The organism is Flavobacterium sp. AK-301 (assembly GCF_058310215.1).
In genome coordinates this window covers 1-17,304 of record NZ_JBZEES010000012.1, presented here as the reverse complement: position 1 = coordinate 17,304, position 17,304 = coordinate 1, and the positions used below count along the sequence as shown (strand labels likewise).

Below are 17,304 nucleotides of genomic sequence, written 5' to 3'. Positions count from 1 at the left end.
ATGGAAACAATAACAACACCAATGAATCAGCTTTCGGATAGAATTAACAGTTTAACTACTTCTCAGACTTTAGCAATGACAGCAAAAGCAAGAGAATTAAAATCTCAGGGAAAAGATATTATCAGTTTAAGTATAGGGGAACCTGACTTTAACACTCCCGATTATATAAAGGAGGCTGCTATTCAGGCCATTCATGAAAATTACAGTACCTACTCTCCTGTTGACGGTTATCCGGAATTAAAGGATGCTATCTGCAGAAAGTTCAAAAGAGAAAACAATTTAGATTACAAGCCTTCACAGATCGTAGTATCTACAGGAGCAAAACAATCTTTATTTAATTTAGCACAGGTTCTTCTTAACAAAGGAGATGAATGTATCTTACCTGCTCCATACTGGGTAAGTTATTTTGAAATTGTAAAAATGGCTGACGGTATTCCTGTTGAAGTGCCTACTTCTATTGAAAGTGATTTTAAAATCACTCCGACACAACTGGAAGCGGCAATTACTCCAAAAACAAAATTAATAATGTTCAGTTCTCCTTGCAATCCAAGTGGTTCTGTATATAGCAGAGAAGAATTCACCGCCTTAGCAAAAGTACTGGAGAAGTATCCTAATATATTCATTATTTCAGATGAAATATATGAACACATTAATTTTACGGGTAATTTCTGCAGTATTGCTTCTATTCCCGGAATGTTTGACAGAACAGTAACGGTAAATGGCGTTTCAAAAGCCTTTGCAATGACAGGGTGGAGAATCGGTTATATGGGTGCTCCGGAATTTATCGCAAAAGCCTGTACAAAAATGCAGGGTCAGGTAACCAGCGGTGCTAACAGTATTGCACAACGTGCTACTATTGCTGCCTTAGACGTTACTTCTGATGAAATTGGTCTGATGGTAAAAGAATTCCATAAAAGAAGAGATCTTGTTGTGGGACTTTTACAAAAGATTCCCGGGGTAAAAATCAATGTTCCGGAAGGTGCTTTTTATGTATTCCCTGATATTTCTTCTTTCTTTGGCAAAACACTAAAAGGAACTAAAATAAACAATGCAGAGGATTTCTCTATGTACTTGTTATCTGAAGCAAATGTTGCAACCGTAACCGGCGATGCTTTTGGAAATCCAAACTGTATCCGCTTTTCATATGCTACCAGTGAAGATATACTAACAGAAGCACTTAGAAGAATTAAAGAAGCTCTTTCTTGAAAATACAAAAACAGACAATGAGAAAACAAGTCAATAAAATTGGTTTGATACTGGGAATAATAACTCTTAATCTATTTGTTTCCTGCTCCGGAGGAGATACTCCTGAAACTGTGGCAAAAAACTTTTTATCACATACAACAAAAGGGGAATTTGCTAAAGCAAAAGAGTATGCCGACCCCGCTACTGTATCCATGTTTGAAATGGTAGAGAAAATGGGAGGAGAAAAAATGGCTGAGGAAGCAAAACAACAAGAAATATCAATAGAAATAGTATCTTCTGAAGTAAATGGAAATGTTGCTGTTGTAAAGTATAAATCTAAAGAAAACAAAGACGAATCTGAACAATCTATCAGCTTAGTAAAGATCGATGGTAAATGGAAAGCTTCTATTACTAAATAAAAGTTCTTTTTCAGATGCTTATAAAGTAAAAATCCCCTCGGTATTAACCTTGGGGATTTTATCATTATTAATTACTTATTACTCTGATAACAGTTGAATACTATTTTTATTTTCCTGAAGAATCGCATGATCTAAAGCTGTTTTCCCATAATTATCACGAATATTTTTATTTGCTCCTTTGTCAAGCAATAACTTTATAATCGTATCTGCACCAAAAGTTGCTGCAAAAATCATAGCGGTCGCATTATTGTAATTTTTACTATCCAAATCAATTTCAGAGTGGTTTATTAACAATTCCGCTATTCTGTTAATCCGTTTAAAACAGACCCCCATTAAAGCTGTGTTTCCCATTTTGTCTTTTGAATTTGGGTCTGCACCTCTTTCTAATAATAGTTTAACAGCATCATAGCTATCATTATAACAGGCAATTATCAAAGCGGTACTTCCTCTTTCATCAACACTGTTTATATCTGTTCCCTGAACTAACAATGCTTTTAATTCATTTACATCATTATTTCTGGCTGCTGAAAAAATAGTTTCCTGAGAAAAAACAGCAGTAGTAAATAAAATAGCCATGGTATAAACTACCTGTATATAGATTTTCTTCATCTTTAGGGAAATATCGGTTTTTATTTAGAAAATACTTTTTCTACTTCTTCACGGCTTAGGTTTAATGCTTTTGCTAAACGTTTACCATAATCTGAATCTGCCATGTAAAAATATCCAACCATTTTTCTAATCACATCCTTGTCTGCCTGTCCTAAATCTCCTGTAAGGTTTTTAATCAGATTTACTTTATCTGTTTCAGAAAGGGAACGATAAAATTCTCCCGCTTGTGTAAAATCATCCGGCTTTGTTATTTTTTTCTGAACTGTTGTTACATTAGAGAAAGAAGATTTTGAATAATTGTATTTATTATTATCGACAAATCCATTCTGAGAAGCACTAGGCTGATAATTAATATCTCCATTTATTTTTCTTGTAGAAAAAGCACCATTCTGATTATTAGTGTTTACCTGAACTTTTGGAGCATTCACGGGTAATTGCTGAAAGTTTCCTCCTATTCTGTAACGTTGTGTATCAGGATAAGAGAATAAACGTCCTTGTAACAATTTATCTTCAGAAGGTTCAATCCCTGTAACTAATGTACTTGGGGAAAAAGCTGCCTGCTCTACTTCCTGGAAAAAATTATCCGGAATTTTATTTAATGTCATTTTACCCACTAATTGTAAAGCTACTTTATCTTCCGGCCAAACTTTTGTTGCATCTAAAGGATTGAAGTCAAATTTATCTAAATCTGAAACCTTTAATATCTGAACATATAATTCCCATGAAGGAAAGTTTCCTTTTTTAATATTTTGGTAAAAATCTACTGTTGCATGTTGGAAATCTTTTCCCTGAACAACTGCTGCCTGATCTGCCGTTAAGTTTCTTTCTCCCTGTAATGATTTCCATGTATATTTCACATACACTGCTTCACCTGATGCATTGATCCATTTGAAAGCATGAACACCGGAACCATTCATTTCTCTATAACTAGCCGGAATACCATAATCAGAATAAAGTCTTGTCAACATATGAGTTGCCTCTGGAATATTAGCAAAGAAATCAAAAACTCTGGCTGGATCTTGCTTATTATAAATTGGAGACGGTTTAAAAGCATGAACCATATCCGGGAATTTTATAGCATCTCTGATAAAGAATACCGGTAAATTATTACCTACTAAATCGTAATTCCCTTCATCTGTATAAAATTTTGTAGCAAACCCTCTTGGATCTCTTAATGTTTCCGGAGAACCGGCACTATGTACTACAGTAGAAAAACGTACAAAAACAGGGGTTGCTTTTCCTTTTTGTGAGAATAAAGAGGCTGCTGTATATTTACTAAAATCTGCTGAACTTACAAACTCACCGTAAGCTCCTACTCCTCTGGCATGTACCACTCTTTCGGGAATTCTTTCTCTGTCAAAAGAAGCTAACTTTTCTATTAAATGAAAATCTTCTAATAAGACCTGACCGTTTTGACCAATTGTTTTTGAGTTTTGATTATCTCCAACCGGAACTCCGGTATTTGTCGTGATTTGTTTCTGCTGAGCAAATAATACTCCTGCAGAGGTCACTAAAATAAGTAACGTTAATTTTACTTTCATAATTATTGTTTGTTTTATTCCAACAAATGTATATTTGTATTTTAATAGATACAAACTGATTTTAACTATAACAACATAGGTAAAACCTAACGTAATGAATATACAACAATTAGAATATATAATTGCTTTAAATAAGCATCGCCATTTTTTAAAAGCTTCTGAAGCTTGTTTTGTGACTCAGGCGACTCTTAGTGAAATGATAAAGAAATTAGAAGAAGAATTAGGCGTTGTTTTATTTGACAGAAGTAAACGCCCTGTCCAGCCTACAGATATTGGAGAAAAAGTAATCCAACAGGCAAAGATCAGTTTACAGGAAATCAACCAAATACAGGAAATAATAAAAGAAAGTAGTGGGGAAATAAAAGGAGAATTAAAAATTGGTATAATTCCTTCTTTAGCTCCTTATCTATTGCCTTTATTTCTGAAACAGTTTCTGGAAAAACATCACGAGACTAAACTTGTTATTAATGAATTAACTACTGATGGAATAATCAAACAATTAAAACAGGGAGATATTGATGTTGCTATATTAGCAATTCCGCTACTGGATAAAGAATTAAAAGAAGAAACACTCTTCTATGAGGAGTTTTATCACTACGGAGGCAATCTAAAAAATCCTTCTGTAACAAAGAAATATATTCTCCCATCTGATATTAATCCGGATAAACTTCTATTATTGGAGGAAGGACACTGCCTTCGCAACCAAATCATAAATCTATGCGAATTAAGAAAGAATAATACCTCTTCTATTTTAGAATATCAGTCCGGAAGTATAGAGACTTTAAAACGGATGGTGGATTTAGAAATGGGAACTACAATATTACCGGAACTATCGCTTTTTTCTTTAGACGCAGAACAAAAAGATAAAATAAGTACTTTTGAATCTCCTGAGCCTGTAAGAGAGATCGGCATCGTTTATCACCATCATTTTATAAAAAAGAACCTTATACAAGCCTTAAAAAAATCTATTCTGGAAAATATTCCGGAAAATATGTTATCTATTGAGAATAAAAAAATCATGTCTTTTAAGTAACATCAAATACAAATCAATTATAAACTATGAACCTTCTTCTTGAAAACATTGCTAAACATATTTCATTATCTCCTGAGGAACAATCTCATTTTCTATCCCTCACAGAAACCAAAAAATATAAGAATAAAACGATTCTATTAAGAGAAGGCGAAGTCTGTATTAATTCTTATTTTGTAACGAAAGGAATTTTACGGAGTTATAACATCGATGCAAGCGGAGCGGAACATGTGGTCAGTTTTGCTTGTCCGGGATGGTGGATTGCTGATATGTACAGCTATCTCTCACAACGCCCGGGTCAGTTATATATTGAAGTTAATGAGAATGCAGAAGTTATACTACTGTCTAAAGAGAATCAGGAACGTTTGTATCATGACATTCCTAAAGTGGAACGCTTTTTCAGAATCCTGATCGAAAACTCTCTGATCGCAAATCAACAACGTCTGATCGATAATTTAAGCTTTACTGCTGAAGCTCGTTATGATAAATTCACAAAAAAATACTCTGATCTGGTGCATTGTTTACCCCAAAAACAAATTGCTTCTTATATAGGAGTAACTCCGGAATTTTTCAGTAGAATGAAATCTCAATTACTAAAAGAAGATAGAACCAAGAGTCAAGAGTCAAGAAGAAAGATATAAAGTATACAGTAGTTCAGTACTCAGTACTCAGTACTCAGTTATCAGTTATCAGTATTCAGTATTCAAAAACACCTTGGCAATCTTTGTCCTTTGCTGTTAAAGACAAGCTGAGAACTATCAACTATCAACTATCAACTATCAATTGTCAATTGTCAATTGTCAACTATCAATTATTATAACTCCTAATCTACATTAAGAGCATTTCTTAATGTAGGTTAAGTAAATTCATTTTCAAGCTGTTGTATCTTTGTTATATCAAAATAACAGTTATGAACAGAATGGATTTTATCAGAAAAAGTGTATTGGGAACAAGTGCGGTAATTACCGGAACTGTCCTTGCAAATAAAACTTCGGTTAAAGAAGAAACGATAGGGTTCAATCACATTCAGAACACAAATTCAAAGATCATGGAAAATTCAATTTTACACAAAGCAGATACTAGAGGTTTGGCAAATCACGGTTGGCTAAAAAGTTTCCACACATTTAGTTTTGCTAATTACCACAATCCGGAAAGAATGGGTTTTGGCGTATTACGTGTTTTAAACGATGATGCTGTAGCTGCCGGAATGGGTTTTGGAACGCATTCTCATGACAACATGGAAATCATAAGTATTCCATTAGAAGGAGATCTGGAACATCAGGACAGCATGGGGAATAAAACCATAATAAAAAATGGTGATATTCAGGTAATGAGTGCGGGTACCGGAGTACAACACAGTGAATATAATAAAAACAAAGACAGCGAAGTGAAATTTCTTCAAATATGGGTTTTCCCAAATAAAAGAAATGTAACTCCTCGTTATGACCAAATCACTTTAAATACCGAGGAAAGACATAATAAACTACAACAAATTGTATCTCCGGACTCAAAAGATGCAGGGGTATGGATTCATCAGGATGCATGGTTTCACCTTGCTAAATTTGATAAAAGCTTTGAGACAACTTACAAAATTCATAAAAAAGGAAACGGACTATATGTATTTGTTCTGAAAGGAAACATACAGATTGGTGATCAGGTTTTAAATACCAGAGACGGTTTTGGTATATGGGATTTTGAAACACTGGATATCAAAGCAAACTCGGATGCAGAATTTTTATTAATGGAAGTGCCAATGTTATTGAGCTAATGAGTTAGAGAAAAGAAACAAGAGCCAAGAGTCAAGAAGAAAGACTAAAGTATTCAGTATTCAAAACAACTTGGCGAACCTTGCGTAAATCTTTGTGTTCTTTGCGGTTAAAGACAAAACTAAGAACTAAAAACTATCAACTATTAAAAAATTATGGCAACAACAAAATGGGTAATTGACCCGACACATTCAGAAATCGGTTTTAAAGTAAAACACATGATGTTTACTAATGTTTCAGGAAAATTCGACAAATATGACGCTTCTGTTATAACAACAGATGATAATTTTGAAAACGCGGCTATTGATTTCACAACTGACGTTGCTTCTGTTGATACCAGAAATGCAGACCGGGATAATCATTTGAGAAGTGCTGATTTTTTTGATGTAGAGAACAATCCTAAAATGACTTTCAAGACTTCTTCTTTTTCTAAAATTGATGCGCATAATTACGAGCTGGCAGGTGATTTAACCTTACGCGGTGTAACAAAATTTATCAAACTTCCTGTAGAATTCAGCGGATTAATGACCGATCCATGGGGAAATACAAAAGTTGGCTTAACTATTTCAGGAAAAATCAACCGTAAAGACTGGGGATTAAACTGGAATTCAGCTTTAGAAACCGGTGGTGTTCTGGTTAGCGAAGAGGTACGTTTAAATATTGATTTACAGTTTATAAAACAATAATTCAGTTCACAACATACAGTATTCGGTACTCGGTCACAGTATTCAGTTTACAGTATTCAAAGCAACCTTATGTAAACTTCACGAGACTCTCCAATTCTACAAAAAAATCAACTATAAAAAAGTCCGGTATTAGATAAATGCCGGACTTTTATTCTAAAACAAAAGACTTTTTAATTCTTTATTATTTTATGACTAGATATTCCTTTGGAAGTATAGGCTTTTAAAACATGAACACCTTTTTGTAGATTTCCAACGGATATTCCCTGATTCGGTTGGTTTTCTTGTTGAACCAAATGTCCGTTCAGGTTATAAATCTCCACTTTTTCAATTTTGTCCGGTGCACTGATATAGATAATATCCATTACCGGATTTGGATAGATTATAAGTGCTGTCGTTTCTGCAACTTCTTCTTCTACCGAAGCCAACTTATATCCCCATATATCACCTTCTGTTACAGATAACGGCAAACGATCAATAAAATTAGACCCTTCTTCTCGTTCTGCTATTTTTACTACACCATCCTCTACGGTATACGGCATAACAATATAATTGCCTTCAACAATTTCAAAAGATACTTCGCACTTATAGGTATACTTATTTTTAGCAACAGTGATATCGGTTAGAAAAACACCGTTTAACTCAAACAATCCAATTCTGGTAGTAGTCTCTGAAGAGGGAGCATACACCTGAAAAGGCTCTTCTACATCTACCTGAAAAAGATTATCCTGTGCAGTTTTTAACTGTAAATGTTTTGATATGATTGTCGCTTTCAAATTAGCCCCTTCTACTCCCAAAACAGTAATTGGCAACTTATCAATTAAATGGGATCCTTCTGGACGCACAATGACTTTTTGCGTTCCGTCTTTTTCCATATACGGCTGGATAATATATTTTCCTTTTGAAATATTTTCCGGTATTTTACAGCTATAACTCTTCCCTTCTCCGGAAATCGTAATGTTAGCATAAAAAACATCGCTATTATCAAACAAACCTATTTTTAGCTGTTCCTGATTTCTTGAAACTGCAGCCTGAATCTGAAAATCCTTACCTACTGCTACTTCATAAAGATACTCTGTTGGTGTTTTTATAACTAAATGCTCTTTTAATTCCTCTTTTCTGTTATCTTGCATGGTTATACGATATCCTATAACAACATCAGGATATTCAGCATTGATCATTTTACAAATAAGAGTCACTCTATCATGCCCTTTTCCAATAATAAACTTACCATTAACGGCATACTTCAACTTGATTGGTATTCCCGATTCGGTATACCATTTGTACAACGTTGTATTACCGTTAATAGAATATTCGTTACTTAAATCAATTTCCTCATCAGCATCTATAACCCCTCCTTCAACAGTCTTTTGAGGTGAATAGTAAAACTGATAAAGTGAAGAACACAAAATTTTCATACCGGATAAACCCAAAAACATAAAATAATTATCAGTACACTTTAATATCTTTAATCGTACATTCTTAGAAAGATCCAAAACCGTTAATTGATTTGAACTACAATCCAAATTATATAAGTTTACATTCTTAGAAACATCAAAACTCATTAATTGATTAGAGCTACAATCCAAATGGGTTAAGTTCACATTCTTAGAAACATCCAAACTCGTTAATTGATTTGAATAACAATTCAAAGTAGCTAAACGAGTCGCCCCAGAAATATTCAAAGACGTTAACTGATTTGAATAACAATATAAACTAGGTAATTTTGTATTCTCAGAAACATCCAAACTCGTTAATTGATTAGAGCTACAATCCAAATGGGTTAAGTTCACATTCTTAGAAACATCCAAACTCGTTAACTGATTTGAATAACAAGACAACGTTACCAAACTTAGACTACTAGAAACATCCAAACTCGTTAACTGATTTGAATAACAAGACAACGTTACCAAACTCAGACTACTAGAAACATCCAAACTCGTTAATTGATTTGAACTACAATCCAAAGTGGTTAATTTTATATTATTAAAAAAATCCAAACTCGTTAATTGATTTGAACTACAATTCAAATACTTTAATTTTATATTATTAAAAACATTTAATGATGTTAACTGGTTATTAAAACATTGCAAATTCTCTAAACTAGTAGCTCCGAAAATATCTAATGACGTTAACTGATTATTATAACATTTCAAATTCTCCAAACTAGTAGCTCCAAAAACATTTAATGACGTTAACTGGTTAGACACGCAATCCAAATGTTTTAAATTTACATTCTTAGAAACATCTAATGACGTTAACTGGTTAGACTCACAATCCAAATGTTTTAAATTTACATTCTTAGAAACATCCAATGCTGTTAATAAATTTCCACGACAAAATAATTCTTCTAGAAAAAGAAATTTGCCCGTATTTAATGCTCCAGATAGATTAGAACTAAATATACTCAGTCTTGTTAATCGTTTGGGAGAAGCTTTATTCCATATACAACGATTTGATAATTTAGCGATCCATGCTTCTGAGGTATTCCAATCTAAGGTATCCGCTATGCTTAAACCTACTCTCTGCAAATTGAGCTGACTCGAAGAACCTGAAGATTGACGAAGAAAAACACGTAATCCTTCTTTATCATCTTCATGATACGTTTGTGCCTGTATACTACTATACAAGAAAAACATAAAAAACATAAATAGTAATTTCTTTTTCATAAAATAAATTTTAAAGTTTTAAAAATTAATCATAATATAACGAATGTAGTGTTATTATTTTACAACAATATCAATTAATTAATTAATAAAAAATAAAAATTACTATTAATTTAGATTTAAGTATTTACTTTTAATACTAAATATTTAGAAATAACCTTGAGAACCTTACGTAGCACCAGTTAAAAATATAAAGCTAAAAACTATAAAAGCTACAAAGACTCAAAGTTGCAGAGGTTCAAAGTAAGTAGAACAAACTATCAACTATTAAAAAATTATAGCAACAACAGATGATAATTTTAAAAATGTAGCTATTGATTTCACAGCTGACGTTGCTTCTGTTGATAAGAAAAATGCAGACAGAGACAATCACTTGAGAAGTGCTAATTTCTTTGATGCAGAAAACAATCCTAAAATAACTTTTAAAGCCTCTTCTTTTTCTAAAATTGATGAACATAATTATGAACTGGCAGGTGACTTAACCTTATGTAAACTTCACGAGACTCTCCAATTCTACAAAAAAATCAACTATAAAAAAGTCCGGTATTTGATAAATACCGGACTTTTTCTCTAAAACAAAAGACTCTTTAATTCTTTATTATTTTATGATTGGTTATCCCTTTGGAAGTATAGGCTTTTAAAAAATGAACACCTTTTTGAAGATTCCCAACGGATATTCCTTGATCTGGTTGGTTTTCTTGTTGAACCAAATGTCCGTTCAGGTTATAAATCTCCACTTTTTCAATTTTGTCCGGTGCACTGATATAGATAATATCCATTACCGGATTCGGATAGATTGTAAGTGCTGTTGTTTTTGCGACTTCTTCTTGTGTCGAAGCTAACTTATATCCCCATCCCCATATATCACCTTCTATTATGGATAATGGCAAACGATCTATCCAATTAGCCCCTACTTCTCGTTCTGCTATTTTTACAACTCCATCCTCTACAGTATACGGCATGATAATATAATCGCCTTCAACAATTTCAAAAGGTACTTCGCACTTATAAGTATACTTATTTTTAGCAATAGTAATATCAGTTATAAAAACACCATTTAACCCAAATAATCCAATACGGGTAGTATTATCTGAAGAAGGTAGATATACCTGAAAAGACTCCTCTACCTCTACCTGAAAAAGATTGTTCTGTACCGTTTTCAACTGTAAATGTTTTAATACGATTGCAGTTTTTAAATTAGCTCCTCCTGCCCCCAAAACAGTAATAGGTAACTTATCGATCAGATGTGATCCTTCCGGACGCACAATGACTTTTTTCGTTCCGTCTTTTTCTATATACGGCTGGATAATATATTTTCCTTTCGAAATATTCTCCGGTATTTTACAGCTATAACTCTTCCCTTTTCCGGAAAGTGTAATATTAGTATAGAAAATACCATTATTATCAAACAAACCTATTTTTACCTGTCCCTGATTTTTTGAAACCATTGCCTGAACCTGAAATTCCTTGCCTACCGCTACTTCATAAAGATACTCTGTTGGTGTTTGTATCACTAAATGGTCTTCTAATTCCTCTTTTCTGTTATCTTTTATCGTTATACGATAATCAACAATAAGCTTAGGATATGCGACATTAGTCATTTTACAAGTAAGAGTTGCTCCATCATAGGTTTTTCCAGCAATAAACCTCCCTTTAGCAACCTGTTTCAACTCTATCGGAACACCTGATTCGGTATACCAACTATATACTGTTGTATTACCTTTAATAGAATACTCACTACTTAAATCAATTCCCTTTCCGGCATCTATAAACCCTCCTTCAATACGTTTTTGAGGCGTATAGTAAAACACATGAAACGAAGGACGCAAACTTTCTATTTTAGATAAACCCGAAAACATAAAATGGTTATCAGTACACCACAGACTGGTTGTTAATTTTACATTCTTTGAAAAATCTAGTGACGTTAATGAATTAAACCCACAAGATAAATAAGATAAATGTAAATTATTTGAAACATCTAAATTTGTTAACAAATTAGAAGTACAGCTCAAACTGGTTAATTTTACATTCTTGGAAACATCCAAAATTGTTAACTGATTTTTAAAACAAACCAAATATTCTAAATTTATATTCTTAGATACATCCAAAATTGTTAACGGATTTAAAAAACATTTCAAACTCGTTAATTTCACATTATTAGACACATCCAAATTTGTTAACTTATTAGAACCACAATGCAATTTGGTTAATTTTATATTCTTGGAAACATCTAAACTTGTTAACAGATTTGAATCACAATATAAACCCTCTAATTTTACATTCTTAGATACATCCAAACTTATTAACAGATTTGAATCACAACTTAAACTCTCTAAATTTATATTCTTAGAAACATCTAAAACTGTTAACTGATTATAACCACAACTTAAAACTTTTAAACTATTTGGAACATTCAAACTCGTTAACTTATTATCATAACAATCCAGACCAATTAAATTTACACTCTTAGAGACATCTAAACTCGTTAATGAATTAGACCAACAATACAAAGATTTTAAATCTACATTCTTAGAAACATCCAAACTCGTTAACTGATTAGAGCTACAATCCAAAGTTGCTAAATTTACATTCTTGGAAACATCCAAACTCGTTAACTGATTCCGAGAACAATCCAATTTAGTTAATTTTACATTCTTGGAAACATCCAATCTTGTTAACTTATTACTACCACAATCCAGACCAATTAAATTTACATTCTTAGAAACATCTAAACTCGTTAATGAATTAGACCGACAATCCAAATCAGTTAATTTTATATTCTTAGAAACATCCAAACTCGTTAACTTATTACCATCACAAATCAAGTTGAGTAAATTTACATTCTTAGATACATCTAATGACGTTAACTGATTTTCATAACAACTCAAATTTTCTAAACTTACATTCTTAGAAACATCCAGACTCGTTAATGAATTTGAAACACAATATAACTTGAGCAAATTTACATTCTTGGAAACATCCAGATTTGTTAATTTATTAGACCAACAATCCAAATCAGTTAATTTTATATTCTTAGAAAGATCTAAATTCATTAATAGATTACTAGAACAATCCAAATTGAGTAAATTTACATTCTTAGAAACATCCAAAACCGTTAAATTATTATTATAACAATTCAATTTTGTTAAATTTACATTCTTATATACATCCAAAATCGTTAATTTATTATACCAACAATTCAATTCAGTTAATTTTATATTCTTAGAAAGATCTAAATTCATTAATGGATTATTAGAACAATTTAATTCGGTTAATTTTACATTCTTGGAAACATCCAAAAACGTTAACTTATTACCACCACAAATCAAGTTGAGTAAATTTACATTCTTGGAAACATCCAGATTTGTTAATTTATTATACCAACATTCCAATCTGGTTAAGTTTACATTCTTAGAAACATCCAAAACCGTCAACTGATTAAAACTACAATTTAATTCGGTTAATTTCAAATTCTTAGAAACATCCAAACTCGTTAACTTATTATTATAACAATTCAAAGATTCTAAAAAAACAAATTTACAAGCATCTAATGCTCCGTATAATTTATTTTGGGAACCAGTAGAACAAAATACATTTAATTTCATTAGTCGTTTGGGAGATGCTGTATTCCATGTACAGACAACACCAGAAGAATTATTATCCAATATTTTCAATTTACCAACCCACGCTTCTGAAGTCTTCCAGTTTAAAGTGTCTGCTGTGGTTAAACCCAAGACATGCAGATTTAGTTGTCCCGGTTTATCCGTTGGCTGACGAAGAAAAACACGCAATCCTTCTTTATCATCTTCATGATACGTTTGCGCCTGTATGCTACTGCAAAATAAAAACAAAATAAAAAACAAATAGTATATTTTTTTCATAAAAATAAATTTAAATAAAACACTGATTAAGTTAATTAAACGAAAATAATGTTTTAATTATCAAAATAAAAATAAACCTCTTTGTTAATTTAATAACAAACAGAGATCGTTTGTTATATTATTTGTTTTATAAAAACATATAAAACAATATGTTGTAATAAATTGGAAAAATAAAAATAGACACAATGCGTTAAAAATCTTTATGGATTTTACTTTTTGAAAATGAGATAAGAATATATTCAATACACAAATAATATTAGCCTATAATTTCTATACGTTTTTGAAAGCTCTACAGAAATCCGGATAAATAAAAAAGTCCGGTATTCGATTGAATATAATCGAATACCGGACGAACTATAAATAATATTTATTTTTATTTTTTTTCTAAAACAAAAGACGCTTTAATTCTTTATTATTTTATGACTGGTTATCCCTTTGGAAGTATAGGCTTTTAAAACATGAACACCTTTTTGAAGATTTCCAACGGATATTCCTTGATCTGGTTGGTTTTCTTGTTGAACCAAATGTCCGTTCAAGTTATAAATCTCTACTTTTTCAATTTTGTCCGGTGCACTGATATAGATAATATCCATTACCGGATTCGGATAGATTGTAAGTGCTGTTGTTTTTGCGACTTCTTCTTGTGTCGAAGCTAACTTATATCCCCATCCCCATATATCGCCTTCTATTATGGATAATGGAAGACGATCAATTAGATCATATCCTTCTTCTCTTTCTGCTATTTTCACGGCTCCATCTTCTACAGTATACGGCATAACAATATAATTGCCTTCATTGATTTCAAAAGGCACTTCGCACTTATAAGTATACTTATTTTTAGCAATAGTAATATCAGTTAGAAAAACACCGTTTAACCCAAATAATCCAATACGGGTAGTAGTCTCTGAGGAAGGCAGATATACCTGAAAAGACTGTTCTATTTCTACCTGAAAAAGATTGTCCTTTGCTGTTTTCAACTGTAAATGTTTTAATACGGTTGCAGTTTTTAAATTAGCTCCTCCTGTTCCCAAAACAGTAATGGGTAACTTATCAATCAGATGTGATCCTTCCGGACGCACAATGACTTTTTTCGTTCCGTCTTTTTCTATATACGGCTGGATAATATATTTTCCTTTCGAAATATTCTCCGGTATTTTACAGCTATAACTCTTCCCTTTTCCGGAAAGTGTAATATTAGTATAGAAAATACCATTATTATCAAACAAACCTATTTTTACCTGTCCCTGATTTTTTGAAACCATTGCCTGAACCTGAAATTCCTTGCCTACCGCTACTTCATAAAGATACTCTGTTGGTGTTTGTATCACTAAATGGTCTTCTAATTCCTCTTTTCTGTTATCTTTTATCGTTATACGATATTCTATAACAAGATCAAAATAATTTAAGGAATTTGATTCTCCTCTATCCCAATAACGTGAACCGGGATAACTAGCATTCGTCATTTTACAAATAAGGGTTGTTCCGTCATAGGTTTTTCCGGCAATAAACTTCCCTTTGACCGTCTGTTTCAACTCTATTGGAACACCTGTTTCGGTATACCAGTTATATACTGTTGTATTACCTTTAATCGAATATTCATGACTTAAATCTATTTCCTGTCCGGCATCTATAATGCCCCCTTCAATAGCCTTTTGAGGGGCATAATAAAACGTATATAAAGAAGATGGACTTTTCATATTAGACAAATCCAAAAATGTAAAATAATTATAAGAACATTCTAAATTAATTAATTTCACATTCTTAGAAACATCTAAACCTGTTAACTGATTTGAAGAACAATATAAACCAGTTAATTTTGTATTCTTAGAAACATCTAAACTTGTTAATTGATTTGAATCACAACTCAAACCGGTTAATTTTGTATTCTTGGAAACATCTAAACTCGTTAACTGATTTAAATTACAACTCAAACCGGTTAATTTTGTATTCTTGGAAACATCCAAACTCGTTAACTGATTTGAAACACAACCCAAACTGATTAAATTTACATTCTTGGAAACATCTAAACTTGTTAACAGATTATCAGAACAATTCAAATATTTTAAATTTACATTCTTGGAAACATCTAAACTTGTTAGCTGATTAGACCAACAATCCAATTGGGTTAAGTTTACATTATTAGAAAAATCCAAACTCGTTAATTGATTTAAACCACAATGCAAATTTGTTAAATTTACATTCTTAAAAACATCCAAAGACGTTAACTGATTAAAACCACAAAACAAATTTGTTAAATTTATATTCTTGGAAACATCTAAATTCGTTAATTGACTTGAACCACAATTCAAATTTGTTAAATTTATATTCTTGGAAACATCTAAATTCGTTAATTGACGACTTGAACCACAATCCAAATTTGTTAAATTTATATTCTTGGAAACATCTAAATTCGTTAATTGACTTGAACCACAATACAAATATTCTAAATTTATATTCTTGGAAAAATCTAAACTTGTTAACAGATTATCAAAACAATTCAAAAATTCTAAATTTACATTCTTGGAAACATCCAAATTCGTTAACTTATTAATCCAACATTCCAATCTGGTTAATTTTACATTCTTGGAAACATCCAAATTCGTTAACTTATTAAACCAACAAACCAAACTGGTTAAGTTTACATTCTTGGAAAAATCCAAAATTGTTAGCTGATTTCTAGAACAATCCAAAGATTCTAAATTTACATTCTTGGAAAAATCCAAAATTGTTAATTTGTTAGAGCCACAATCCAATTTGGTTAAACTTATATTCTTGGAAAAATCTAAACTTGTTAATTGATTTGAAGTACAATACAAATCGGTTAATTTTATATTCTTGGAAACATCTAAACTTGTTAATTGATTTGAAGCACATTTCAAATTTGTTAAATTTATATTCTTGGAAAAATCTAAACTTGTTAATTGATTTCCAGAACAACCCAAACTGATTAAATTTACATTCTTGGAAAAATCCAAAATTGTTAATAAATTATAACCACAATCCAATTTGGTTAATTTTACATTCTTGGAAACATCTAAACTTGTTAACAGATTATTAGAACAACTCAAACTGGTTAAACTAACAGCTCCGGAAACATCCAAATTCGTTAACTGATTCTGAGAACAATCTAATTGGGTTAATTTTGCATTCTTGGAAATATCCAAATTCGTTAACTTGTTAATACCACAATTCAAATATTCTAAAAAAATAAATTTACCTGCATCTAATATCCCATATAATTTATCATTAGGATAATTACTCACATATAATTTTATTAATCGCTTGGGAGATGTTGTATTCCATGTACAGATAGAAGAATACCCTGATCTTAGTTTACCAACCCATGCTTCTGAGGTACTCCAGTTTAAAGTGTCTGCTGTGGTTAAACCCAAGACATGCAGATTTAGTTGTCCCGGTTTATCCGTTGGCTGACGAAGAAAAACACGCAATCCTTCTTTATCATCTTCATGATATGTTTGTGCCTGTATGCTACTGCACAATAAAAACAAAACAAAAAACAAATA

At 31.7% G+C, this 17,304-nt stretch carries 12 protein-coding genes; 7 read left to right on the top strand and 5 right to left on the bottom strand.

Annotation, left to right across the window (positions count from 1 at the left end):
- The first annotated feature begins 21 nt into the window (after positions 1 to 21).
- Positions 22 to 1,206, top strand: coding sequence for a pyridoxal phosphate-dependent aminotransferase (locus AC4FQX_RS13125; RefSeq protein ID WP_491168227.1), 1,185 nt, complete (start codon positions 22 to 24; stop codon positions 1,204 to 1,206).
- A 17-nt stretch (positions 1,207 to 1,223) separates the two neighbouring features.
- The gene (locus tag AC4FQX_RS13120; protein WP_491168165.1) at positions 1,224 to 1,604 is read left to right on the top strand and encodes a DUF4878 domain-containing protein; all 381 of its coding nucleotides are present in this window, start codon (positions 1,224 to 1,226) and stop codon (positions 1,602 to 1,604) included.
- Between the two features lie 78 nt (positions 1,605 to 1,682).
- Here AC4FQX_RS13120 and AC4FQX_RS13115 read toward each other — a convergent pair whose 3' ends face one another.
- Together AC4FQX_RS13115 and AC4FQX_RS13110 are read right to left on the bottom strand one after the other, a co-directional pair.
- Positions 1,683 to 2,213 (bottom strand): ankyrin repeat domain-containing protein, encoded by a 531-nt coding sequence (locus tag AC4FQX_RS13115; protein ID WP_491168164.1) that lies wholly within the window; start codon positions 2,211 to 2,213, stop codon positions 1,683 to 1,685.
- A 20-nt stretch (positions 2,214 to 2,233) separates the two neighbouring features.
- Complete coding sequence (locus AC4FQX_RS13110) at positions 2,234 to 3,754, bottom strand: catalase (RefSeq protein ID WP_491168163.1); 1,521 nt, start codon at positions 3,752 to 3,754, stop codon at positions 2,234 to 2,236.
- 94 nt (positions 3,755 to 3,848) lie between these two features.
- On the opposite strand from AC4FQX_RS13110, the gene AC4FQX_RS13105 reads away from it, so the two are divergent.
- The 4 genes from AC4FQX_RS13105 to AC4FQX_RS13090 all read left to right on the top strand — a co-directional run bounded on the left by AC4FQX_RS13105 (position 3,849) and on the right by AC4FQX_RS13090 (position 7,236).
- On the top strand, positions 3,849 to 4,787 hold the full coding sequence (locus tag AC4FQX_RS13105) for a hydrogen peroxide-inducible genes activator (RefSeq protein ID WP_491168162.1): 939 nt from the start codon (positions 3,849 to 3,851) through the stop codon (positions 4,785 to 4,787).
- Between the two features lie 26 nt (positions 4,788 to 4,813).
- Positions 4,814 to 5,425 (top strand): Crp/Fnr family transcriptional regulator, encoded by a 612-nt coding sequence (locus AC4FQX_RS13100; RefSeq protein WP_491168161.1) that lies wholly within the window; start codon positions 4,814 to 4,816, stop codon positions 5,423 to 5,425.
- 407 nt (positions 5,426 to 5,832) lie between these two features.
- Complete coding sequence (locus AC4FQX_RS13095) at positions 5,833 to 6,552, top strand: pirin family protein (RefSeq protein WP_491168226.1); 720 nt, start codon at positions 5,833 to 5,835, stop codon at positions 6,550 to 6,552.
- Between the two features lie 153 nt (positions 6,553 to 6,705).
- Positions 6,706 to 7,236 carry a YceI family protein gene (locus AC4FQX_RS13090; protein ID WP_491168160.1) on the top strand — a complete coding sequence of 177 codons (531 nt, stop codon included), beginning with the start codon at positions 6,706 to 6,708 and terminating at the stop codon, positions 7,234 to 7,236.
- Positions 7,237 to 7,406: 170 nt separating this feature from the next.
- Here the strand turns inward: AC4FQX_RS13090 and AC4FQX_RS13085 are convergent, their stop codons facing one another.
- Complete coding sequence (locus AC4FQX_RS13085) at positions 7,407 to 9,902, bottom strand: leucine-rich repeat domain-containing protein (protein WP_491168159.1); 2,496 nt, start codon at positions 9,900 to 9,902, stop codon at positions 7,407 to 7,409.
- A gap of 271 nt (positions 9,903 to 10,173) precedes the next feature.
- Here AC4FQX_RS13085 and AC4FQX_RS13080 point away from each other — a divergent pair, with 271 nt between their 5' ends.
- A complete protein-coding gene (locus AC4FQX_RS13080; protein WP_491168225.1) occupies positions 10,174 to 10,473 on the top strand; it encodes a YceI family protein in 300 nt (99 codons plus the stop codon).
- A gap of 13 nt (positions 10,474 to 10,486) precedes the next feature.
- Here the strand turns inward: AC4FQX_RS13080 and AC4FQX_RS13075 are convergent, their stop codons facing one another.
- Together AC4FQX_RS13075 and AC4FQX_RS13070 are read right to left on the bottom strand one after the other, a co-directional pair.
- Positions 10,487 to 13,780 carry a T9SS type A sorting domain-containing protein gene (locus AC4FQX_RS13075; RefSeq protein ID WP_491168158.1) on the bottom strand — a complete coding sequence of 1,098 codons (3,294 nt, stop codon included), beginning with the start codon at positions 13,778 to 13,780 and terminating at the stop codon, positions 10,487 to 10,489.
- Positions 13,781 to 14,181: 401 nt separating this feature from the next.
- On the bottom strand, positions 14,182 to 17,304 hold a 3,123-nt coding region (locus AC4FQX_RS13070), incomplete at its 5' end, for a T9SS type A sorting domain-containing protein (protein WP_491168157.1).